Here is a 20628-nt window from a genome sequence, read left to right as displayed (position 1 = left end):
ACTGAAAGTATTTATTGTCTTGAGTGCCAGCAGATAATTACTGGCTGTTACAGAAGTTCTGATGAACAATGTCCACCATACAGACTTCTAACTTCTAGAGTTAAAACTAAGTTTGGCGGTGACGGTGTGAGGATTTACCAATAGATACGTGGACATATTGACTGCTTCTAGGAACAGAAATTAGGAGAAATGACTGTGAAACTACACTGGTTACTCACCGGTACTATTGGAACAATCTTTTTACTATCGTCACCTGCTTTGGCAGCAAAGCTGGAATCTTGGCGCTTTGATGCTAGGCAAAACCGCTTAGAATTTAATACTTTGGGAGCGGTTCAACCCAAAGCCCAACTCATTTTCAATCCCACTCGCTTGGTAATCGATTTACCAGATACAGATTTTGGCAGACCACAATTAACACAACCTGTTGGTGGCGCAGTGCGTTCAATTCGGGTGGGACAATTTGACCCCCAAACAGCCAGAATTGTTGTCGAACTGGCTCCTGGTTATACTATTGACCCCCAAGCAATCAAATTTATTCCTACTAATGGTAGTCGTTGGTTAGTACAGTTACCGACACCAACCACCATACCCATTACTTCATCAGCAGATATTTCACTCCAGCCAGAACCCCAGCCTTTAGAAACAACACCTAATTCCAACTTTCCCTCCAGAAATATCTATTCTGTTGTCAAACCCGACCCAGTAACATCAAATACCAGACCCCTGGGTAACACTCTCGCGGCTGTAACTCAACTAGAAAGTTTGCGAGTCACCGGCGATGGTTTTTTTGTTCGGACTAACGGTGGTAATCCCCAGATTCAGGTAAATCGCAGTTCTGACAAACGCGCAGTTCATATCGATATTGCTGGTGCGTCTTTGTCTTCTGCTTTATCATCACAAGATTTATCGGTGAATCGTTATGGTGTGAGTCGGATTCAATTTTCTCAGTTACAAACCAGACAACCAACAGCCCGCATAACTTTGTATGTGGAACCCAATAGTCCCGACTGGCGAGCCAGTAATAGTAGCGTTGGCGGGTTTGTAATTATACCAAATCGGCTAGGGAAGTTACCAGGAAATAGCGATAGCAATGTCATTTCCCAAGTTAATGATTCACCCGCCATCATTCAAGCGGTGGAGTTAGCTGAGAATGGCACACAACTGTTAATTCGCTCTAACAGACCTGTATCTGCTAGGGGTGGCTGGGATCGATCCTCTGGTTTATTTCGGATTGCGATCGCCAATTCTCAATTAGCCCCCAGAGTTATCGGCCCTGCTTTAAATGCCAATAGTCCCATTTTGCGGGTACGTTTGCAACCCCAAGATGATTCTGTCAATATTTTGATTCAACCAGCTACGGGAGTCCAAATTGGGGAAGTCAACCAAGTTAGTAATCAGTTGTTGGCTGTACAGTTACAACGCACTCGCCCAGCTACACCACCAATAGGTTTTCCGCCTCTACCTCCAATTGACAATATCTCAGTAACACCGCCAAACCCAGTCCCCAAAGGTAAACTTATAGTAGTGATTGACCCTGGACATGGTGGTAAAGATTCTGGCGCTCCTGGTTTGGGCGGATTATTAGAAAAAGATGTGATTTTACCCATTGGTAAACGAGTCGCTGCAATTCTAGAGCGCAATGGTGTACAAGCAGTCCTCACCAGAGATGCTGACTTTTTTGTTGAACTTCAAGGAAGAGTAGATATTGCTGAACGCGCCAATGCAACTTTATTTGTGAGTATCCATGCTAATTCTGTAGATAATCGCCCTGATGTGAATGGCTTAGAAGTATATTACTACGATAGTGGTTATGCTTTAGCTGAAGTAGTTCGTAAAACTATTCTGGAAGATATTGGCACAATTAAAGACCGAGGCACACGCAAAGCGCGATTTTATGTCTTGCGAAAAAGTTCTATGCCCTCGATTTTAGTAGAAACAGGTTATATGACTGGTCGAGAAGATAATCCCCGCTTAGGTTCTCCAGAATATCAAAATCGGATGGCAGAAGCGATCGCGCGTGGTATTCTCAAGTACTTACGCCAAAGGTAAGAATACAACCAATCTCAAAATATAGTACAAGTTTTTAAGTAATGAGGTGATATTTGCAGAAGTTCAGCAGTCAGAATTAATCAGTAGAAGTCTTAAACCCGCTATTTGTAGAGAAATCTTTCACTTATTCTGACTTCTGACTCCTGAATTCTATTTGCCAAACTAGTCAGTTCACAAATTGTCTGCTAAATTCTGTATTTTAATTGCTAAAACCTAAATCAATATCTGCCTGTGTATTCATCTTCCATTTTTGAAGGTAATCTTTACGATTTTTCTGATAAAGAACCTCAACGCGCCCCTATCGGGGTTTTTGACAGTGGTGTGGGTGGGTTAACGGTACTGCGACAAATTTACCGCCAACTACCAAATGAATCGATTATTTATTTTGGTGATACAGCGAGACTACCTTACGGGATTCGTTCTCAAGCCGAAATTCTTCAGTTTGTGCGCGAAATTCTCTCTTGGATGGAGCAGCAAAAAGTCAAAATGGTAGTGATGGCTTGTAACACCAGTTCCGCCCTCGCTTTAGACATTGTTCGTCAAGAATTTAATCTACCAATTTTGGGCGTAATTCTCCCTGGCGCGAAGGCGGCGGTACAACAAGGTAAGCGCATTGGTGTAATTGCTACCCCAGCTACAGCTAAAAGTAATGCTTATAAGCAAGCAATTCTCGAAATTGACCCCGAAGTACAAGTTTGGCAAGTTGGCTGTCCAGAGTTTGTCCCACTGATTGAGCAGAATCGCATCAATGACCCTTACACTACTGAGGTAGCCCGTTCTTATTTAGAGCCTTTACTTCAGCAAGAAATTGATACTTTAGTCTACGGCTGTACTCATTATCCCCATTTAGCGCCAGTACTGCGATCGCTACTTCCCAGCTATGTCAAATTAGTTGACCCGGCTGTTCACGTTGTCGGTGCTTGTTCTCAAGATTTAGAGTTGCTGGGCTTAACTAATACTCACCCGCCATTACCAACGCGCTTTGTTGTTAGCGGTTCTCCCCAACAATTTGCTCAGTCCGCAGTCCAATGGCTAGGTCATACCCCATTGGTCGAAGTTGTAGATTTAAATAACACAGTTGTTTCCCAACTCTCATAAACCAAAATGAAGTATGAAACTTCAGAAATTTCATACTTCATATATAGGACTCATATTTGATTCCAGATAAAACTTCTTTCCTACTCCCCACTCTCTACTCCCTACTCCCTGTATACACAAGTAGATTTGGGAATCAAACCCTATTCCTATAATTCATGTGACTATTGACTCGTGACTGTTTACCACCTCAGTTACTTGTGAGGTTACAGATATCTCCTGCTGATGTTTCTCATGATTCTTGGATTTTGAGAAAGAATTCTGAGCAACAGATTTTTGACTACTGCGCTTTGCTAGTGCTAATAATAGATAAACAGTGAATAAATACCCAGCAGCTAAAATAAAAATCATCATAGGCATATTAGCGTAAATCATTGTTCTACCAACTTTTTTCCCCGAAAAATATCAATTTTCATCCCATACGTAGAACTTCAACCATGCAAGATCATTCTTGATGGTCGCAGTTTGCTATGCTAAATCTGCCGTAGAGTTATGAAGCTCTTCGGTCAATCAAGTTAACTATTTAATTGAAGTTATTTGCAGACAATAAATCCCACAACGGTAAATTTGCCAAATGGCATAATTAACCGCGCTCCTCAGCAGTTTACTTAGTCTGCATTATTGCTTTTCACACCTCTGTGGTAGGATATACCACGACTCCCAGCGCAAGCTGCAAGCCGAAAACGAAATCCTGTAAGGACATCGCTTCACTCCATCCCAAGAAGTTTATCTGCCACTACAGAATCACAAGAAATAAGTCTCTTGGTTTTATGCTGTTGGCAATTAGCTATTCTGGATTCAAAACAACGAGCAGGTAACGCCACCAAAAAGTGCTTTACCTCCACGCTGTCAATACCTGAAAAATTTAAAATCCCTACATTTTAGCGTAACACAATGAACCTGACTTTTAAGCCAAACTTGAGGCTAAATTTTGAATTTTTTAGCAGGTTAAATTCACGGATGCCACAAGTTTTTCTTTGATTAAAAATATTATTTTTGTCTTATTGGAGCATAAATCATCAAAACCTAACACCCTGTTAATGTAGTTATTATTACCCAGGTTTAGGGATGTTAAATATAAATTTATAGTAAAAATCAAAGATATTCCTCAAGAATAATGCTTACTGAATTAGCCGACTCAATTATTTAATTTTCTTATACTTGTATATATACTTAGCATACTGAAAAAGACAGAAAATTCTGAGTCTAGAAAACATAAACCACTCATCGGGAATCGTCGCTAGAACCATTGATAAAAATTATGATTCTCCCAAACTGACTTGTTATATTTCTTTATATAATCTACTCGTAGCAGCAGATAATTTTACGCTTAATAATTATTAACTATAAGTTTGTATATTTAAACATGCTGTTAAGCAACCATGCTGTGATGCAGTTCTCAGATTTCTTTTGGAACTACAAAAATTTTTTTCATCAAGTTTAAGACCGCTAAAACAGCCTGTTTGCCTTGACAGTAGGGCAATAGCTGTGATTGTCATTTAACGAGAAAGCAAGTATTCTCTCAGCAAAACTTTGCGCTGGCACATGGTTATCTTAAAATGAGTATAGGATATGTAAACTTTCGTAACCTAAGCCAGAGTCCGGCCATCCATGACCCCAGCTACCTCCCTGTTTACCCCTGTGGAAGCAGATTTGCAAATACTAGCCGATAACCTGAAGCAGCTAGTTGGCAATCGCCATCCCATTCTTTTTGCCGCAGCCGAACATTTATTCGGAGCTGGGGGAAAGCGCATCCGACCAGCGATCGTCCTGCTGATATCGCGGGCGACAATGTTAGAAGAAGAAATCACCCAGCGTCACCGCCGTCTAGCCGAAATCACAGAAATGATTCACACGGCCAGCTTAGTGCATGACGATGTGGTAGATGAGTCACAGATGCGCCGTGGCGTAGCGACTGTTCACAGCTTGTTTGGCAATCGCATTGCTGTCCTCGCAGGAGACTTTCTCTTTGCTCAATCATCTTGGTACTTAGCAAATTTAGACAATTTAGAGGTAGTCAAACTCCTCTCCGAAGTCATTATGGATTTGGCGACTGGAGAAATCCAGCAAGGGATGAACCGCTTTGATAGCGGCTTGGCAATAGAAACTTACCTGCAAAAGAGCTATTACAAAACTGCTTCATTAATTGCTAACAGTGCCAAAGCCGCAGGATTACTGAGTGATGTTAGCCCAGAAATTGCCCAGCACTTGTATAACTATGGGCGGAATTTGGGTTTAGCGTTTCAGATAGTGGATGACATCTTAGATTTCACCAGTACTACAGACACTCTAGGTAAACCAGCAGGTTCTGATTTAAAAAGTGGTAACTTGACCGCACCTGTTTTATTCGCCCTAGAGGAAAAACCATATTTAGAAGTGCTGATTGAACGCCAGTTTGCCCAATCACAAGATTTAGAGCAGGCCTTGGCATTGATTCACGATAGTCAAGGCATACAGCAAGCGCGGGAATTAGCTGCCCATCACGCCAAATTGGCTGCTGAAGACATTGCGATTCTGCCCCCATCAGAATCACGCCAAGCCTTAATTGACATCACTGAATATGTGTTGAGTCGGCTTTATTAAAAATTTTTAATCATAAAGTTTTGATGTTGGAGTTGGGATTCAAAAAATTGGAGATGTATCCAAGGATTCCCAACTCCAATTTTTTTTAAGCAATATCTGGTGGTATTTGTCTGGAAGTTTTTTTGGGTTTGAGGCTTTGTTTTAGTTGTTTTTGAATGGTTTTTTCCAACTGGGAACGCTGCACTTCAAAAGTATGGGCTAATGTTCCAGGTGTTTCTAAAAAAACTATGCTATCTACGGGTGCTAGGGCAATTAATTGGAACAAAATATGGGTGACAGCAATGGGTGTGGCCACCACTTGAGGGTCTCGCCCAGCAGATGAAATTAGGGAAACATCCTGTATGGTAGAAAAAGCGTAAATCACCTGCTTCTCCAAACTTGGATCTGTACGGTGGCTCAATGTAGTTAAGACCCAGCTTCCCTCCTTTTGGAGAATATAGTACTGGGAGTGGCGTAATTGTTGAGCGATCGCACGAAAAGCAGGAGCAATTGCTGTAACAAGATGAGGTGAAATACCATCGCGGGGTGCATTGTCGATCAGCAATTGAATTTGTGTTTCTAAATCCATAATGACTTGTCAACGGCTTTTGGGTAATGGCAATCACAGCAGGTTAAAGTGTGAAAAATTCCCGCCAAGTTGGGAATAATAAAATCAGCTATATCCTGAATGCAGGATAGACCTGCGTTTAGCTTCAAGGCAAAACGCAAAAAGCCAATACCTACAGTCGTACAGGTTGTTTCTATATATGTTAGGGTCTTTTAAACACCGAGACTATGAATTCAGCCGCAACCGCAACTATTCCAACCGCAACTTTTCTGGGAGAACATACTATCGGCGTGGAGGTGATCTTTCAACTCCTGTACAAGGAGTTTCGGCAATCAACCAAAGCCTCAGAACAGAATTGCCATGATGTGGCAACACGTATTACTACCGAAGTATACAGAATTTGCAGCGAAAGTAAACGCATCCAAGCTTCCGGTGCAGTAGAAAGCTCCGCAATGACCCTAGCCAGACATCGGCTGCAACAATGTCTGAGATACTATCAGTTGGGTTCCAATAGAGGCAGAGTTGAATTACACAGTACTCTGAGCGCCATTATTTATCGTTACATTAATCCTCCCCAGAAGCAATTAAGCTATCAAGGGCGGCTGACTATCATAGAAGATTTTCTACAAAGTTTTTATCTAGAAGCATTAAACGCTTTCCGACGAGAGAATCAGTTGGGTACTACTTATCGTCCCCAAACTCTTTTGGAATTGGCAGAATACATGGCCTTTACCGAACGCTATGGTAAACGGCGCATTCCCTTACCTGGTCGTCAGCAACAATTAATTATTTTGCGGGCGCAGACTTTCTCTCAACAACAACCTCCCGAAACCAGCGTTGATATTGAACAAGCGGCGGAAGGTAGTTCTGGTGATGGTGATGGTTCTTGGGAAGAACCCGCAGTCCAGCAATTACGTTCTACAATGGCCACACAAGCAGAACCAGAACCTGAAGAAGATACTTTGCGTTCGGTTGTGATTACCGAGTTAATGAGTTATTTGGAGCAGAAACAACAATCTGATTGTGCTGATTATTTCTCTCTCCGACTTAAAGATTTATCCACACAAGAAATTGAGGCAATTTTAAATCTCACTCCTCGTCAGAGAGATTACTTACAACAACGCTTCAAGTATCATTTAATTAGGTTCGCTTTATTACACCGTTGGGAACTAGTACACGAATGGTTAGAAGCTTCTTTACACACAAATTTGGGGTTGACTCCCCAGCAATGGGAAGCCTACACCTCGCAGCTAGACGAGAAACAACGGTCTTTACTCGACTTAAAACAGCAAGGACAACCCGACGATAAAATTGCAAAAACTCTAGGGTTATCAATGGCACAACTGCAAAAACGCTGGTTTAAGGTTCTGGAACAAGCTTGGGAAATTCGTAACTCATTAGTGTCCGGATCAGGTGCATCTACTCATGAATAGTGACTCAGAATCCTTAAAAAACCAATTACTCACTTGGCTGTTAGCAGATGATGTTAACACCAGTGAGTCTAACCTGGTCGAGTTTAAGGAAATAGACGGGGTAGAAAACTCTCTTCAACAAGCAGCCACTTTCGCCAGTGGCGATCTAGAGTTGGGAGGGATACCCCAAACCTTTAAACTGGGAGATATTCCTACTGTGCAAGACCGTTTCCAAGCCGTACTCAAGCGTCGTTTACAAACCGAAATCGAAAACCAACCTCCTTTGTTTCCTTGGGAAACACAATTAATGGAATATCCTGAGCGTTTGGAAGAGCGATCGCTCAGTTTAGTTCCTGCCTGGGGTTGGAAAGCACAACAATCTAAGCTGAATCTGCCAATTAATTTGCCAGAAACAGTTTTCCGCGAATTACTAGAAAAGTGCCAAACACTGTTAACTGCTTCACTGCCTTTGGGAGCTAAATTAGTTCAGGCAGTGGAAGACTTCTTCCCACAAGAATCTTCTTATGCACTGAATGATATTGCTGGTTTGGTACTCAGAAGTACTTATCGGTCTGCGGATGTTCTCGATCAAAAACTCAACATCGAGAGCGATTACCCAGATTTACAACCGCGTCAACAAATGGCATTGTCTTTAATGGCTGCCAAACAACTGCTAGAAAATTTAAGTCTGCCAGTGACACCAAACAGTCCAGTGGTAGAAAGACAATGGTTGACAAGTGAAGGTTTGTTGACTTTGCGGGTTGAATATCAATCTCGTGGCAAACACACTCAATTACGAGTTGAGGCTGATTTACCCACCAAAGGAATTGTGACATTGCGAGCTGATGGTACTTTGGCAATGGCTCAGTCTTCTAGTGCGGGCTGCTTGAATGTTGAGTTATCCTGTCAGGAATTTAACCCAACCTATACTTTAGAAGTTGAGTTTCCTGAAATAGACCAACAGCCTTTGTTATTTGTGATTAATCCTACAATCTAGTCCAGATCAAAGACATCTGAGAGATTAAGAAAATTATTGTGGTTTTGGAGCTTATCTTTTTTAATAAGCGATCATTAGGGCTTCTACGTTTTTTTAAACGATCATTAGGGCTAAAACTATGAGACTCCCAAAGAATGCTGAGGGGAGTTACTGCTATCTGAACCAGAATTTCGGCAGGTTATAGCAGAAGGCAGTGGTTCGGCTCCTTTCGACTGCGCTCAAGGCAAGTCGCTCACCAACCAGAGCTAAAAGCTTTGCTATGCCTGGTATTCGTGCTTTTTAAATTGCCTCACTTATACTTCGACTGCTATATAAGTTACAACTAGGTAGATAGTTTAACTTAGCCAGTTTGAGATTTGCAATTTTAAATTGGTGATTGAACCGTCCAAAATCCAAAATTGTTTGACTGCATCTACACCTGACCTTGTAAATGTTTAACTTATCCAGGATTGATTGGTCTTCGCGTCTACCTATAGTTAATAGTTGGCGACAAAATATCCAGACTGCACCTGTAATGGTAGTGGAAGATTCGGTTCCTCTGCGGGTGCTAGTTTTTGGGTTAATTGTGATGGGAATTGTGGCGGTTGATATTGCCGCAGATACCAAATTTAGTTTTTGGGCTGTCCCTTTAAGTGTTGTCGGGGGAATTTGGAGTTACCGCTATCGCCGCAGCCAAAATATTCCCGTGAAGTTCTGCATCGCCATTGGGATGTTAGTGTCTTTGGGTGCGTTCTTTGGGCAAGTACTGGGAGAATTAAATGATACGCGGCTGGCTTTAGCAGAGTTATTAATTCAACTGCAAATACTCCATAGTTTTGATATGCCCAGACGCAAGGATTTGGGCTATTCAATTGTGATTGGTTTGATTTTGTTGGGTGTCGCGGCAACACTGAGTCAAACTTTGGCTTTTGCACCTGTATTATTGTTGTTTTTAGCGATCGCCTTACCAACTTTAGTCTTAAATTATCGTTCCCAAATCGGGTTAGATGAGTCAAAAGTTAAAAGGGAAAAGGCAAAAGAATCACAATTAAAATCATATTTACTTTTTTACTTTTTACTTTTTACTTTAATTGTGGGGCTAGGTTTAGGAATTTTTGCAGTTCTACCCCGGTTCCCTGGTTATCAATTACGGACATTTCCCGTTAGTTCGCCGATTGAAGTTAAGGGCAGTTTTACCGGACGCAGTATTATTAATCCTGGTTATGTGCGTCAAGGCAATTCTGAAAATCAAGGTAATGGTACAGAAAACAGTCAAAATGGTCAACCAGGAAAATTAAACGAGAGCTTTTATTATGGCTTTAATAGCCAAATGAATCAAAACCTGCGGGGAAGCATGACATCCAAGGTGGTGATGCGGGTGCGATCGCAGGTGGAAGGTTTTTGGCGGGTATTAGCATTTGATCGCTACACAGGTAAGGGTTGGGAAATTTCCCGCAATGATAATGTTACTACCCTCAAGCGATCGCCTTGGTCTTATCAAATTTATCTGTCTCCACCTCCAACCACCGCTAAAACCAGAGAAGTTGTACAAACCTATACAGTGGTAGCAGATTTGCCGAATTTGATTCCGGCAATGTCTTACCCCAAAGAAATTTACTTTCCCACCCCGATTATTGCAGTTGATCAGGAAAATGGACTGCGATCACCAGTTGCTTTAGCGGAAGACTTGACTTACACAGTGATTTCCGAAGTACCTTACCGCGATCGAACTTTGTTAGGTAAAGCTACTACTAACTATCCAAAAAACATTACAAAATACTATTTGCAAATTCCACCAGAAATTTCACCCAAAGTCCGCAAATTAACTGAAGAAATTCTGGCGAATTACCATCGCAATAATGTATCTAAGGTGTCAAAAACTTTAGATGCAACTTATGAAAAGGTACTTTATCTAGCCCAATACCTCAAGCAAAATTATTCGATTCCCCAAAATCCCTTGGAGTTTCCTTATTTGGGAGACAAAGAAGATTTAGTAGAAGCTTTCTTATTTAAATACAAAGGCGGCTATCCAGACCATTTCTCAACTGTGTTAACAGTCATGCTGCGTTCGATTGGGATTCCCGCGCGGTTAGTGGCGGGGTTTGGTGCCGGCGAATTTAATCCTTTTACGGGAATGTATGTCGTCCGTAACACCGATGCTTACGCGATGACAGAAGTTTACTTTCCTAAATATGGTTGGTTTACCTTTGACCCCATTCCCAATCATCCCTTAATTCCCCCTTCTGTTGAAGACTCCCAAACCTTTAGCGTTTTGCGGCAATTCTGGAATTGGGTGGCTGGGTGGCTACCTTCCCCTGTGACGGGCTTCTTGAACACATTCTTTGGGAAACTCTTGGGTTGGATATTTAAAGCGATCGCTTGGTTTTTTGCTTTATTCGCTCAAGGTTGGCTGGGTGTGTTAACTGGCTTAACTTTGGGAACTACAATTGCTTTCTTTGGCTGGCTGGGTTGGGTACAGTGGCGGAAGTGGTTAAAGAGTCGGTGGTTGAGTAAATTACCACCAATGGAAAGGCTTTATCAACAAATGCTGCAATGGACAGCCAGCAAAGGTCTAGGTAAGCATCCGTCACAAACACCCCTAGAATATGCCCAAGTGTCATATCAACATCATCCACCAGCCACAGCCCAAGTCATCGATGAAATTAGTCAGGCTTATGTGACTTGGCGCTATGGTGGGCAGACTCCCAACTTGCAACAATTACGCCAAAAATGGCAAGAAATCAAAAAAGGACACAAGAGGTAGGGGCGCAGGGTGCAGAGGGGAGAATCTTCTCCAATTCCTCCTTGTCCCCCTTGTCCCCCACACTCCCCACACCCCCCACACTTCCCACACCTCCCACACCCCCCACACCTCCCACACCCCCCACACCCCCCACACTCCCCACACTCCCCACACTCCCCACACCCCCCTCAACGGCCATAGATTACTTCCTCACAATTACGCATGTGCCTACGGGAGGATTTTCAGTATATTTCGCAAATAAACAGCTAAAAAAAGCATAGTTTGTCTAAAAACTAAAGAAAGCTAGATGTGATGCGTTGTAACTCCAGTTTTTTAGGGATAACATGGAAATAAAATCCTTACTGGATTCTCGTACCACATTTAGTCTCAGTTATTTTATGGACATTCAATTAATAAATATCGGTTTCGGCAACATTGTCTCAGCTAACAAAGTAGTTGCGATCGTCAGTCCAGAATCTGCGCCAATTAAGCGGATTATCACCGATGCGCGGGAAAAAAACCAGCTGATTGATGCAACTTATGGTCGTCGGACAAGGGCTGTAATTATCACCGATTCTAATCATGTCATCCTTTCCGCAATTCAGCCCGAAACGGTAGCAAACCGATTCGTGATTTCCCGCGATCACCATACGGTAGATAATTAACCAAGGATAGTTGACAAACGACTATTCTGTTTGCACCATATCGGCAGTACTATGTGAATTAGACTGGTTTTCTGTCACCAGTGCTACAAATTCGTGAGTCGAGGTCAGCCTGACAACGAACTCCAATGCAAAAATCATGATTGTTGATTAATTCACAGGTTGAACGGATGATGCAAGTTTTACCCATCCAGACTAGTGCTACTACCACAGAATGCCCGCCTACAGGCAAGTTAATTGTTTTAACTGGCCCTAGTGGAGTTGGCAAAGGCACCTTAATGCGATCGCTGTTGCAGCGTCATCCGCAACTGTATTATTCTGTATCCGTGACAACTCGTTCTCCTCGCCCCGGAGAAATTGATGGCAAAAATTATTACTTTATTAACCGTAGTAAATTTGAACAACTGGTTGCTCAAGGTGAATTTTTAGAGTGGGCGGAATTTGCGGGGAATTATTACGGTACTCCGCGAGAAACTGTAGTCAATCAAATTCAGTCTGGTAAGTTAGTAGTGCTGGAAATTGAGTTAGAAGGAGCAAGACAAATTCGCGCTTCCTTTCCTAATGCTCTCAGCATTTTTATTTTGCCGCCTTCTTTTGATGAATTAGAAAAACGGATACGTGGCCGTGGACAAGACTCTGAAGAAGCGATTTCCCGTCGCCTAGTCCGCGCCAAGGCGGAAATCGCGGCTGCTGATGAATTTGATATTCAAATTGTCAATGACGATTTTGAAACAGCACTTGCAGCGATCGAAGCCGCGATATTTGAATAATCACACACCAAGCATTTTTAGCACCAAATAATTAAGGACACATATTTCTATGTGTCCTTAAAATTTTTTGATGAATATCCATTTTTTGATAATGTAACTTCTAAAAAAACTAGCCTCTAGTATATATCGGCGGAAATAAACAGACATCTGGAATTGCTAAAAGGCTTGTGGTATCAATATTCTTTCTTTTGACTTTTGACTTTTGACTTTTGACTTTTGACTTTTTGTACTAGCCCCTAGCCCCGCATAGCTTGGCAAATGGTAATCAGTAATTAGAATTACTAATCACTAATTACCAATTACCAAAAACCAATTAGCCGATTAAGCCTTGAATGAGTGCAATATTGCTAGTTAGGAAGTAAGCAACTACTGCACCACCAATGCCACCAATTAAGAAAGCACTAGCAAAGTTGTTCCAGCCTTCTTTAGAGAGGAAAGCATCTGGGGCTGAAGCGCCAGTTACACTGTTCAGGGCTTTGGGAGGATTGCTATTGGCATATAAAGATAAGCCACCTGTCAGAAAAATTACTAGGGCGATCGCACCTAATAAGCCTGCTAGGTTAGCGTTTTCTGCACTACGCAGTGGGCCATATTTAGCGAAGGGGCCAAATATCCAGTAGCCATGTGCCATACCAACTTCTAGCCCACGTCTGAAAGGAGTTAAACCTAGACGATAAGCTGGCAGGTTATTGATGAACCACTTGACTGCGGGAGAAGAATTAACAGGGGTTTCGAGATTACCCAACTGAGGATCACCACCTGCGGGAAACACGACTTCTCTGTTTCTCACATCACTGGGTGAATTTTTAGATGCGTCTACTGCTTGCGCCATAATTCGATGTTCGCCTCTCAATTACATAAGCAACAGTTTAAAATTCCAATGCTTTGGTTATGGCAGTGGGTGGAACAGTAGGTCTGGGAAAAAGCGGTTAAACTCAATCAAAATGCCTGCTGTAATTGTCAGCCAGAGGGTGGCTGCCACTGGTGCTGTGGAAATAAATTTAATCAAATAGGATGATTGATCGCCTTTTTCAGCCATGTATTTAATCTCCAAAACAATGAATCAGTTAAGCAAAACCTAACGAGGAGAAACGGGGATCTCAGAATCTTTAGCAGCTAATTCGCCAGAAAGGAATTCTTTCAAAGCGGCTGCTGGCCAAGCAAAACCTGTGGCAATTAGGGGTAGTGCCAAAGCCAAATCGATTTGGATTTCTTTTTGTTCGGTGTCAGATTCTTTTCTAATTGCGATTAGGTAAGCACGACCTACCCAACCAATCCAGCCAGCAATGTAAAGAAAGAGAATGCTGGGAATCAAAAAGTCACCAGCGCGGTCTAGACGACCATCAACAATCAGGTGAGGATAGCCTTCAGGGCCACAGAGTGCTTGAGAGTAACGCTCAAATCTCTTTTGACCTGATTGGGGATCGGCAGTTGTATTTCGGGCATTTTTAGCTAGTGCTTGAAATGCGGGGTTGTCTTGGCAGGGTGTAAGATTAGCCCCTAGAGCTTTCGCTGGGGGAGCAAAATTGAACCAAAGACAAATCGCTAAAATCAAAGCAAACAATCGTCGCATGGAGTTGTTTCCTTTTATTACAAAAGAAAAAGTTTTTTGTACAAAACGAAGCGGCTTGTACATTCTTTATTTGGCTAACTAGCAAGTCATCATACTCTTGCCTGGGAACCGAGTAAAGTTTAAGTAAATAAAAGTTAAAGCTTCTCAAACAAATCGTTATTTTGTAGAACCCTCAGATGGCAACCGTTTTAGCAATCGAAACCAGTTGTGATGAAACTGCCGTCGCAATTGTTAACAATCGTCAAGTTCGCAGTAGTATTATTGCCTCCCAAATTCCAGTTCATCAGCAATATGGTGGAGTTGTCCCAGAGGTGGCATCACGCCAGCATTTAGAGACGATCAACCAAGCGATCGCCCAAGCTCTGGAACAGGCACAATTAGACTGGTCAAAAATTGATGGCATCGCTGCCACTTGCGCCCCTGGTTTGGTGGGAGCGTTATTGGTGGGGTTAACTGCTGCCAAAACTTTAGCGATCGTACACAATAAACCATTTTTGGGAGTCCATCACCTCGAAGGCCACATTTTTGCGACTTACTTGAGTGAGCCAACTTTAGATCCCCCTTTTCTTAGCTTACTGGTTTCAGGCGGACATACAAGCTTGATTTATGTTAAAGACTGTGGTAGCTACGAAACCCTGGGTGAAACCCGTGATGATGCGGCAGGGGAAGCCTTTGATAAGGTAGCACGCTTGTTAAATCTAGGTTATCCAGGTGGCCCTGTAATTGACAAGTTAGCACAGCAGGGCGATTCCCAAGCTTTTGCCTTACCAGAGGGCAAAGTTTCCTTACCGGGTGGCGGTTTTCATCGCTATGATGGCAGTTTTAGTGGCTTAAAGACAGCCGTACTCAGGTTAGTGCAGCAATTTGACAAAAATGGCGAGCAAGTGCCTGTGGCAGACTTAGCAGCCAGTTTTCAGGCAACTGTAGCCAAGGCACTCACCAAAAGAGCGATCGCTTGCGCCCTGGACTATGGACTCAATACCATTGCTGTAGGTGGTGGAGTAGCAGCAAATAGCGGCTTGAGACAGCACTTGCAAGCCGCCGCCAGTCAACATAACCTGCGTGTTTTATTCCCACCCCTGAAATTTTGTACCGATAACGCCGCCATGATTGCCTGCGCCGCATCTGACCATTTATCTCGCGGTCATATCTCACCCTTGACTTTGGGTGTAGAGTCGCGGTTATCGCTGGGTCAGGTGATGAAGTTGTATGAAGTGTAATGGTTATTTGTCCTTTGTCCTTGGTCATTTGTTCTTTATCCAAAACTCTTGACCATTGACTACTGATTACTGACAATTGCCCGAATATGGCTGGCAACAGCATCTGGTTGTTCTAACATAGCTAAATGTCCACAATTAGAAATTTCAATCACATTGTCACCACAGTATTGAAAAAGCCGATGAAAGCTGGCTAAATGGCGAACATATTTCGGTTCCATGACCTTATCATCGGCACCAGCCAAAAAATATACAGGCTGTTTTAATTGTGATACCAACTGCGGTAGGCGATTGACTTCTTCTTCGGTTGTGGAATCTAATAACGCTCCCAACGCCGCTTCTGGGTCAGCAACCACAAAATCTATCACCCTTTGACGCGCCCAGTAACGGTCTAGAGGGCGGGCTACACTGTCTCTAGTAAATAGCAAATCAATCAAAGGGATTTGAGATAGCCAGCGCGGACGAACTTGTAAAAATCTCTGACCTGCTGAACGAAATTTTTCAAAAGCTTCCTTGAGATAAATCCCACCACCAGCGTTGATACAGATTACACCTTGAACCACATCAGGTAGTAAAGCAGCTGCCCAAAGTGCGATCGTCCCGCCCAACGAATGCCCAATCAACCAAGCACTGGTAATATTTAGCTCTTGTAATAAAGCGGCTAAATCTTGGGCGTAAGCAGTTGGTGTATACAGAGAATCAAATTGGGAATTAGAACTATCCAGCAATTGGGATGTCAAACCAACAGTACTTTGTAAACGATTTACATCAATTTCAGCGTGAGATTGGGACTCACCAAAACCGCGTAAATCATAAGATAAACACTGTAAATCTACGGACAGACGGGAAATCACAGGTTGCCAGTACCCACGACTATTTAGCCAACCGTGGATAAATACTAAAGCATGGGGGCAAGCAGTGGGAGCCGTTAACTCGTATGCGTGTGGAACGCCTAAGATTTCTATGGTTGCCATATTTATATCGTACCCCCAAGCATGGGTACGACTAAATACAGAACAGAAAATGTAGGGAGGGATGAGGGGTTAGGGGCTAGAGACTGGAGGCTAGTACAGGTCGGTGTAAATAAACAGACTATCTGGAATTGCTAAAATGCTTGTGCTATCGTTATTTTTCTTTTTGCCTTTTGCCTTTTGCCTTTTTGTACTAGCGAATTATTTCCCCAACAAACGCTGTCGGACTCCTTCGGCAATTTTATGTCCGAGATATTCAGGAATTAAGCTTTCGTTTGGCCCCAACAAATAGAGAATCAGCCGCGTGCGTCCTCGCCAAACCAACAAATTCGCGTTAACTACTAGCAAATCTTCTTGCCAGATAGCGTACATCACTTTGTAAAACAATCCTGGTTGGTTATCTGCTTCAATCACCAAAGCCGGCAGATGAAATACAGGATCGACATAAAACTCAGTCTGTACTTGTTCTAAGCCAGCATCTAAATTAAATTCTACTGCCAGCATTTCTTCGACTTCAAAGCGCCCTCCTAAAGCCTCTCGAATTGCCCGACAGACATTTTCTGCGGTTTTCTCTGTCAAAGCTTTGCTACCGCGAGAGACTAAAAGTTTGATGAAAACTAACATTGGTGGTCGAATTTGACCGTACAGACTCAGACCGTGAATGGTCAAGCCATAAGCTGCCAGCACACCAAAAATATCACTGAGGAGAAAGGATTGGTTACGGTAGGCAAAATGCAGCGCACTTTTACTACCTTCCGGCTTCAACTCGATAACGGCACGTCTGGTTTTATATAGACGGTAAGCTAATCGAAGATTTTGCAGTTGAATCTCACTGCTGACAAATTGCTCATAAAACTGGGGGAACGCTCGGTTAAAGCGTTTTAGGAGTTCCAGTGTCGAAGATTTTAAACCAGAAGCCATTGTTGGGGGTAAGACTCGCTTGCTGTTTTCACCTGGGGGCTGTGGACTAGGGACTGGGTGCTAGTAATAAACATTATTCCCAACAACCAGTAGTTAATACCGATATTCACATAACAGAAGACAGGAGGCAGGAGGAGGACACTTTGCTCAAGTCGAGCCAGCGCGTTGCGGAGGTTCCCTCCGTTGTAGCGACTGGCGTGGGCAACCCGCCCACGCAAGTGTCTCCAGAAGGCAGAAGTCAGGAGGAAAAGTCTGATGATTCCTGGCATTCAAGCTTTCCAATTGTCCTAACACATCTGACTACCGCCATATATACAATTGACTCTCAAAACTTTGCCTTTTGGGGAATTTTCCCTGGACTTTACAACAAAATGCTAAAGTTGAAAATGATTGGTACAAAACACGCGATTAAAAGCTGTTGCCATTAAATGATCCCAACAAAATCTGAAAAACTCAGGGTGTAGGGTAAAAGATGGCACTGACTTGATAAAACGTGTATCATCTCTTTAAAAGAGTGGTAGCCAATTCAGTTATACTACCCGAACCACGTTGGCATGGGTTTTTGGAAAACTTGGTTTAGTACTCCTGAATCTGTAACGGCAAATAGAGCAACTTCCTTTGAAGAACATACAGGGGAAATTGGTAACTCTAGTGCTAATAGTGATGCGGCGCGAAACGCGGAACGCATTGTTTTTAGCACAGAGAGAGATATTGACTTGTATGAATTAGAAGAACTGTGTGATGCAGTTGGTTGGTCGCGTCGTCCTTTGCGAAAAGTAAAAAAAGCCATAGAGCATAGTTTTCTCGTCGCCTCGATGTGGCAAGTACGAGGAAACCAACGTCGGCTTATTGGTTTTGCCCGCGCTACCTCAGATCATGCTTTTAATGCCACGATTTGGGATGTAGTAGTTCATCCAGACTTTCAGGGTAAAGGGCTGGGTAAAGCTTTGATGAAATACGTACTCAAAAAACTCAGAAGCGAAGAAATCAGTAATGTGACTCTCTTTGCTGATCCCCATGTAGTTGATTTCTATAGGGGTATGGGTTTTATGACTGACCCTGAAGGCATTAAGGGAATGTTTTGGTATCCTCACTAAAATATTGTGGCTAGAGGCTAGTACAATAAAGCAAAAGTAAAAAGGCAAAAGAAATAGTCATATCACAAGCCTTTTAGCAATTTCTTATTGTCTGCTTATTTCCGCAAACCTGTACTAAGGGCTGAGTTTAGAGACTAGTATTTTTACTCAACACTTTCCACATAGCACTTTTTCAGAGTGTCTTAATACATAACCTTTGACTATAAATTCAGGTGAATGGTTGGCAAATAGATGTTAAGCCTGCTATGATGGTAAAGGTTGTGTGTTAAGTTAAATGTCTGGTAATGCGAAAGGCAAAGTCAGTCACGCCCAACTAAAAAATCCGGGATGTAGCGCAGCTTGGTAGCGCGCCTGCTTTGGGAGCAGGATGCCGCAGGTTCAAATCCTGTCATCCCGACTGAAGTTTAATACTTTAAATTTGGGAATATCCTATCTATGTATTTATCCAGAGATAGGATATTTCTTTATATTTTTAAGTTGTCATTAGAATTTACTATCGTTGAAGTAGAAAATTTTTGTGGCAGTTGAATTGTGTACTAAGTTTAACAATTAGATTGTATAGGAATACGGTTTGATTCCTGAATCTAGTTGTGTAGGTAGGGATTAGGGAATGGGGAGTAGGGAGTAGGAAAGAAGCCTGATCTGGGTGTACTGATTTTTTTCCCAAATCAAATATGAGTCTTATAGATACTACATAAAACGATAATTTAGTTTTTTTGGTTTGGTCAAAAGTCGAGGAATTATATTTTGAATAGTAAAATCAGCCGAGAGTAAGTCTAGGTATTGATTTAAGCAATGATATGGGCAATAAATAAATGGAACGAATTATTTTGCGATCGCGTCACTAGTTTTTGAGAAAGACAATAAAATGGCATTAATCATCTCAACGGTCAGCAAAAGTTTTCATTTTTTGAGAGCAGTCTATAATAGGCATCTATAATTCTTGTGCAGGAATCAGGCAAAGCCAAATAAAAAAATCAGGTTGCAGCACAATTGACTGCGACAAAAATAGCGTAGGAGTTCTCAAGAATTTAGAAATCTCCCATTTTGCGAGTTGATTGTGACCATTTAACAGCCATTATGGCGTTTTTACATCTCCAATGGATTGCTATATAACTAAAACAAGTTAGTGCTGTGCAAATCCAACCAATTAGTCTGACTTTAATTAAAAACCATTGACGCGAGGAGTAGTCATGAAAGCATTAGTTCGCTGGGGCGCAACATTGGGTTTAATCGGGAGTACTCTGTTAGGCACAGTTTTTGTCGGTAATGTCCCAGTGCTGGCATTGTCAGAACAACAAATCAAAGAAAAACTAGACTCAGTACCAGTGTATCTGATTACCAATGATAAAGGATTACCTTTGAGTCGTCCTTTACCAGAAAATCAAGATGGTAAAAAACTGGGTGGTTCAGTCACAGGCGTTTATCTCAGCCGTCAAGAGGCGCAGGCTTTTATTAATCAACTGCGGACGACCAACGCTAACGACCCCAAAATGGCAGAAATTGTCAAGAATCTCCAGGTGACAGCTGTACCGTTGGGAATTATTTATCAGCAGTTGCAAGAAACCAAAAATCAACCTAATCGTTTGGTATTTGCTTTTAAACCAGTAGATCAGGATGTCAAAGGCGCATTAGAATTATTGAACCAAAGCGGTCAGAAAGTCGAACAGTTTCGGAGTGTGCCGATTTTTGCGGTTCGCTTTGCACCAGATCAAGGTTATGTACCCATTAAACTGACAAACGACAAAGAACAAGTCGTACCGTTGTTTGTGAGTAAGCAAGATGCTCAAGGTTTGTTAAACCAAGTCAAACCAAAATATCCCAAGGCGGATATTCAGGTTATAGACATAGATGGCGTAATCAAGACTTTACAAGATAAGAACGAAGATTGGCTCAAGCAAGTGGTATTAGTGCCTTCTCAAGAATCCAGAGAATATATTCGGACTTTACCCAAAAATTCGGGAAACAGTGGGAATAATAATGCCCAGCCTGCAAAGCCAAAACGTTAAAGC

General features: G+C 42.3%; 19 protein-coding genes and 1 tRNA gene. 12 read left to right on the top strand and 8 right to left on the bottom strand.

From position 1 onward, the window contains the following. Positions 1 to 195: 195 nt before the first annotated feature. Together H6G77_RS16570 and murI are read left to right on the top strand one after the other, a co-directional pair. Positions 196 to 2049: an N-acetylmuramoyl-L-alanine amidase gene (locus H6G77_RS16570; RefSeq protein WP_190872160.1), complete on the top strand. Its 1854-nt coding sequence runs from the start codon at positions 196 to 198 to the stop codon at positions 2047 to 2049. 231 nt (positions 2050 to 2280) lie between these two features. Further along, on the top strand, positions 2281 to 3147 hold the full coding sequence (gene murI, locus H6G77_RS16565) for a glutamate racemase (protein WP_190595081.1): 867 nt from the start codon (positions 2281 to 2283) through the stop codon (positions 3145 to 3147). Between the two features lie 153 nt (positions 3148 to 3300). Here the strand turns inward: murI and H6G77_RS36620 are convergent, their stop codons facing one another. Then, positions 3301 to 3519: a hypothetical protein gene (locus tag H6G77_RS36620; protein ID WP_242048568.1), complete on the bottom strand. Its 219-nt coding sequence runs from the start codon at positions 3517 to 3519 to the stop codon at positions 3301 to 3303. A gap of 1236 nt (positions 3520 to 4755) precedes the next feature. Between H6G77_RS36620 and sds the strand changes: the two genes are divergently transcribed. After that, complete coding sequence (gene sds / locus H6G77_RS16560) at positions 4756 to 5727, top strand: solanesyl diphosphate synthase (RefSeq protein ID WP_190595082.1); 972 nt, start codon at positions 4756 to 4758, stop codon at positions 5725 to 5727. 85 nt (positions 5728 to 5812) lie between these two features. Here the strand turns inward: sds and H6G77_RS16555 are convergent, their stop codons facing one another. Then, positions 5813 to 6295, bottom strand: a complete 483-nt coding sequence (locus tag H6G77_RS16555) for a hypothetical protein (protein ID WP_190872159.1) — start codon at positions 6293 to 6295, stop codon at positions 5813 to 5815. Between the two features lie 206 nt (positions 6296 to 6501). Between H6G77_RS16555 and hetZ the strand changes: the two genes are divergently transcribed. From hetZ to H6G77_RS16540, 3 genes are all read left to right on the top strand, one after another. Beyond that, the gene (gene hetZ / locus H6G77_RS16550; RefSeq protein ID WP_190595084.1) at positions 6502 to 7707 is read left to right on the top strand and encodes a heterocyst differentiation protein HetZ; all 1206 of its coding nucleotides are present in this window, start codon (positions 6502 to 6504) and stop codon (positions 7705 to 7707) included. After that, positions 7700 to 8683: a PatU gene (locus H6G77_RS16545; RefSeq protein WP_190872158.1), complete on the top strand. Its 984-nt coding sequence runs from the start codon at positions 7700 to 7702 to the stop codon at positions 8681 to 8683. Before hetZ ends, H6G77_RS16545 begins: the two co-directional genes overlap by 8 nt. A 430-nt stretch (positions 8684 to 9113) precedes the next feature. Next, positions 9114 to 11426 (top strand): DUF3488 and DUF4129 domain-containing transglutaminase family protein, encoded by a 2313-nt coding sequence (locus tag H6G77_RS16540; RefSeq protein ID WP_190872157.1) that lies wholly within the window; start codon positions 9114 to 9116, stop codon positions 11424 to 11426. On the opposite strand, the gene H6G77_RS16535 is transcribed toward H6G77_RS16540, so the two are convergent. Beyond that, on the bottom strand, positions 11404 to 11604 hold the full coding sequence (locus H6G77_RS16535; protein WP_190872156.1) for a hypothetical protein: 201 nt from the start codon (positions 11602 to 11604) through the stop codon (positions 11404 to 11406). The two genes, H6G77_RS16540 and H6G77_RS16535, sit on opposite strands and share 23 nt — an antisense overlap. A gap of 199 nt (positions 11605 to 11803) precedes the next feature. Between H6G77_RS16535 and remA the strand changes: the two genes are divergently transcribed. After that, positions 11804 to 12070, top strand: coding sequence for an extracellular matrix/biofilm regulator RemA (remA, locus tag H6G77_RS16530; protein ID WP_062296698.1), 267 nt, complete (start codon positions 11804 to 11806; stop codon positions 12068 to 12070). A 167-nt stretch (positions 12071 to 12237) separates the two neighbouring features. Next, the gene (gene gmk / locus H6G77_RS16525) at positions 12238 to 12837 is read left to right on the top strand and encodes a guanylate kinase (protein ID WP_190595025.1); all 600 of its coding nucleotides are present in this window, start codon (positions 12238 to 12240) and stop codon (positions 12835 to 12837) included. Positions 12838 to 13150: 313 nt separating this feature from the next. Here the strand turns inward: gmk and H6G77_RS16520 are convergent, their stop codons facing one another. Genes H6G77_RS16520 through H6G77_RS16510 form a run of 3 tightly spaced genes read right to left on the bottom strand, consistent with a single transcriptional unit; the run spans position 13151 to position 14410 of the window. Continuing rightward, complete coding sequence (locus H6G77_RS16520; protein ID WP_190872155.1) at positions 13151 to 13669, bottom strand: photosystem I reaction center protein subunit XI; 519 nt, start codon at positions 13667 to 13669, stop codon at positions 13151 to 13153. A gap of 57 nt (positions 13670 to 13726) precedes the next feature. Then, on the bottom strand, positions 13727 to 13876 hold the full coding sequence (gene psaJ, locus H6G77_RS16515; protein WP_190595023.1) for a photosystem I reaction center subunit IX: 150 nt from the start codon (positions 13874 to 13876) through the stop codon (positions 13727 to 13729). A gap of 39 nt (positions 13877 to 13915) precedes the next feature. Beyond that, positions 13916 to 14410: a Photosystem I reaction center subunit III gene (locus H6G77_RS16510; RefSeq protein WP_190595022.1), complete on the bottom strand. Its 495-nt coding sequence runs from the start codon at positions 14408 to 14410 to the stop codon at positions 13916 to 13918. 176 nt (positions 14411 to 14586) lie between these two features. Between H6G77_RS16510 and tsaD the strand changes: the two genes are divergently transcribed. Beyond that, complete coding sequence (gene tsaD / locus H6G77_RS16505) at positions 14587 to 15630, top strand: tRNA (adenosine(37)-N6)-threonylcarbamoyltransferase complex transferase subunit TsaD (RefSeq protein ID WP_190595021.1); 1044 nt, start codon at positions 14587 to 14589, stop codon at positions 15628 to 15630. Between the two features lie 59 nt (positions 15631 to 15689). Here the strand turns inward: tsaD and H6G77_RS16500 are convergent, their stop codons facing one another. After that, positions 15690 to 16601 carry an alpha/beta fold hydrolase gene (locus H6G77_RS16500; protein ID WP_190595020.1) on the bottom strand — a complete coding sequence of 304 codons (912 nt, stop codon included), beginning with the start codon at positions 16599 to 16601 and terminating at the stop codon, positions 15690 to 15692. Positions 16602 to 16799: 198 nt separating this feature from the next. After that, positions 16800 to 17519 (bottom strand): hypothetical protein, encoded by a 720-nt coding sequence (locus H6G77_RS16495; protein ID WP_062296711.1) that lies wholly within the window; start codon positions 17517 to 17519, stop codon positions 16800 to 16802. A gap of 554 nt (positions 17520 to 18073) precedes the next feature. On the opposite strand from H6G77_RS16495, the gene H6G77_RS16490 reads away from it, so the two are divergent. From H6G77_RS16490 to H6G77_RS16480, 3 genes are all read left to right on the top strand, one after another. After that, complete coding sequence (locus H6G77_RS16490; protein WP_190595019.1) at positions 18074 to 18616, top strand: GNAT family N-acetyltransferase; 543 nt, start codon at positions 18074 to 18076, stop codon at positions 18614 to 18616. A gap of 323 nt (positions 18617 to 18939) precedes the next feature. Then, a tRNA-Pro gene (locus H6G77_RS16485) sits at positions 18940 to 19013 on the top strand. Positions 19014 to 19809: 796 nt separating this feature from the next. Continuing rightward, positions 19810 to 20625, top strand: a complete 816-nt coding sequence (locus H6G77_RS16480) for a Tic22 family protein (protein ID WP_190595018.1) — start codon at positions 19810 to 19812, stop codon at positions 20623 to 20625. The last annotated feature ends 3 nt before the right edge of the window (positions 20626 to 20628 follow it).

Origin of the sequence: Aulosira sp. FACHB-615 (assembly GCF_014698045.1) — a bacterium.
Classification (GTDB): Bacteria; Cyanobacteriota; Cyanobacteriia; order Cyanobacteriales; family Nostocaceae; genus Nostoc_B.
Note: the sequence above shows the minus strand (reverse complement) of the source record. Positions and strands in the feature narration are given on the sequence as shown.

What these genes read in the sequence shown, in the direction of transcription:
- H6G77_RS36620 (WP_242048568.1), bottom strand. Translation starts at nt 3,519, where the DNA reads ATGATTTACGCTAATATGCCTATGATGATTTTTATTTTAGCTGCTGGG.
- sds (WP_190595082.1), top strand. Translation starts at nt 4,756, where the DNA reads ATGACCCCAGCTACCTCCCTGTTTACCCCTGTGGAAGCAGATTTGCAA.
- H6G77_RS16555 (WP_190872159.1), bottom strand. Translation starts at nt 6,295, where the DNA reads ATGGATTTAGAAACACAAATTCAATTGCTGATCGACAATGCACCCCGC.
- hetZ (WP_190595084.1), top strand. Translation starts at nt 6,502, where the DNA reads ATGAATTCAGCCGCAACCGCAACTATTCCAACCGCAACTTTTCTGGGA.
- H6G77_RS16545 (WP_190872158.1), top strand. Translation starts at nt 7,700, where the DNA reads ATGAATAGTGACTCAGAATCCTTAAAAAACCAATTACTCACTTGGCTG.
- H6G77_RS16540 (WP_190872157.1), top strand. Translation starts at nt 9,114, where the DNA reads ATGTTTAACTTATCCAGGATTGATTGGTCTTCGCGTCTACCTATAGTT.
- H6G77_RS16535 (WP_190872156.1), bottom strand. Translation starts at nt 11,604, where the DNA reads ATGGCCGTTGAGGGGGGTGTGGGGAGTGTGGGGAGTGTGGGGAGTGTG.
- remA (WP_062296698.1), top strand. Translation starts at nt 11,804, where the DNA reads ATGGACATTCAATTAATAAATATCGGTTTCGGCAACATTGTCTCAGCT.
- gmk (WP_190595025.1), top strand. Translation starts at nt 12,238, where the DNA reads ATGATGCAAGTTTTACCCATCCAGACTAGTGCTACTACCACAGAATGC.
- H6G77_RS16520 (WP_190872155.1), bottom strand. Translation starts at nt 13,669, where the DNA reads ATGGCGCAAGCAGTAGACGCATCTAAAAATTCACCCAGTGATGTGAGA.
- psaJ (WP_190595023.1), bottom strand. Translation starts at nt 13,876, where the DNA reads ATGGCTGAAAAAGGCGATCAATCATCCTATTTGATTAAATTTATTTCC.
- H6G77_RS16510 (WP_190595022.1), bottom strand. Translation starts at nt 14,410, where the DNA reads ATGCGACGATTGTTTGCTTTGATTTTAGCGATTTGTCTTTGGTTCAAT.
- tsaD (WP_190595021.1), top strand. Translation starts at nt 14,587, where the DNA reads ATGGCAACCGTTTTAGCAATCGAAACCAGTTGTGATGAAACTGCCGTC.
- H6G77_RS16500 (WP_190595020.1), bottom strand. Translation starts at nt 16,601, where the DNA reads ATGGCAACCATAGAAATCTTAGGCGTTCCACACGCATACGAGTTAACG.
- H6G77_RS16495 (WP_062296711.1), bottom strand. Translation starts at nt 17,519, where the DNA reads ATGGCTTCTGGTTTAAAATCTTCGACACTGGAACTCCTAAAACGCTTT.
- H6G77_RS16490 (WP_190595019.1), top strand. Translation starts at nt 18,074, where the DNA reads ATGGGTTTTTGGAAAACTTGGTTTAGTACTCCTGAATCTGTAACGGCA.
- H6G77_RS16480 (WP_190595018.1), top strand. Translation starts at nt 19,810, where the DNA reads ATGAAAGCATTAGTTCGCTGGGGCGCAACATTGGGTTTAATCGGGAGT.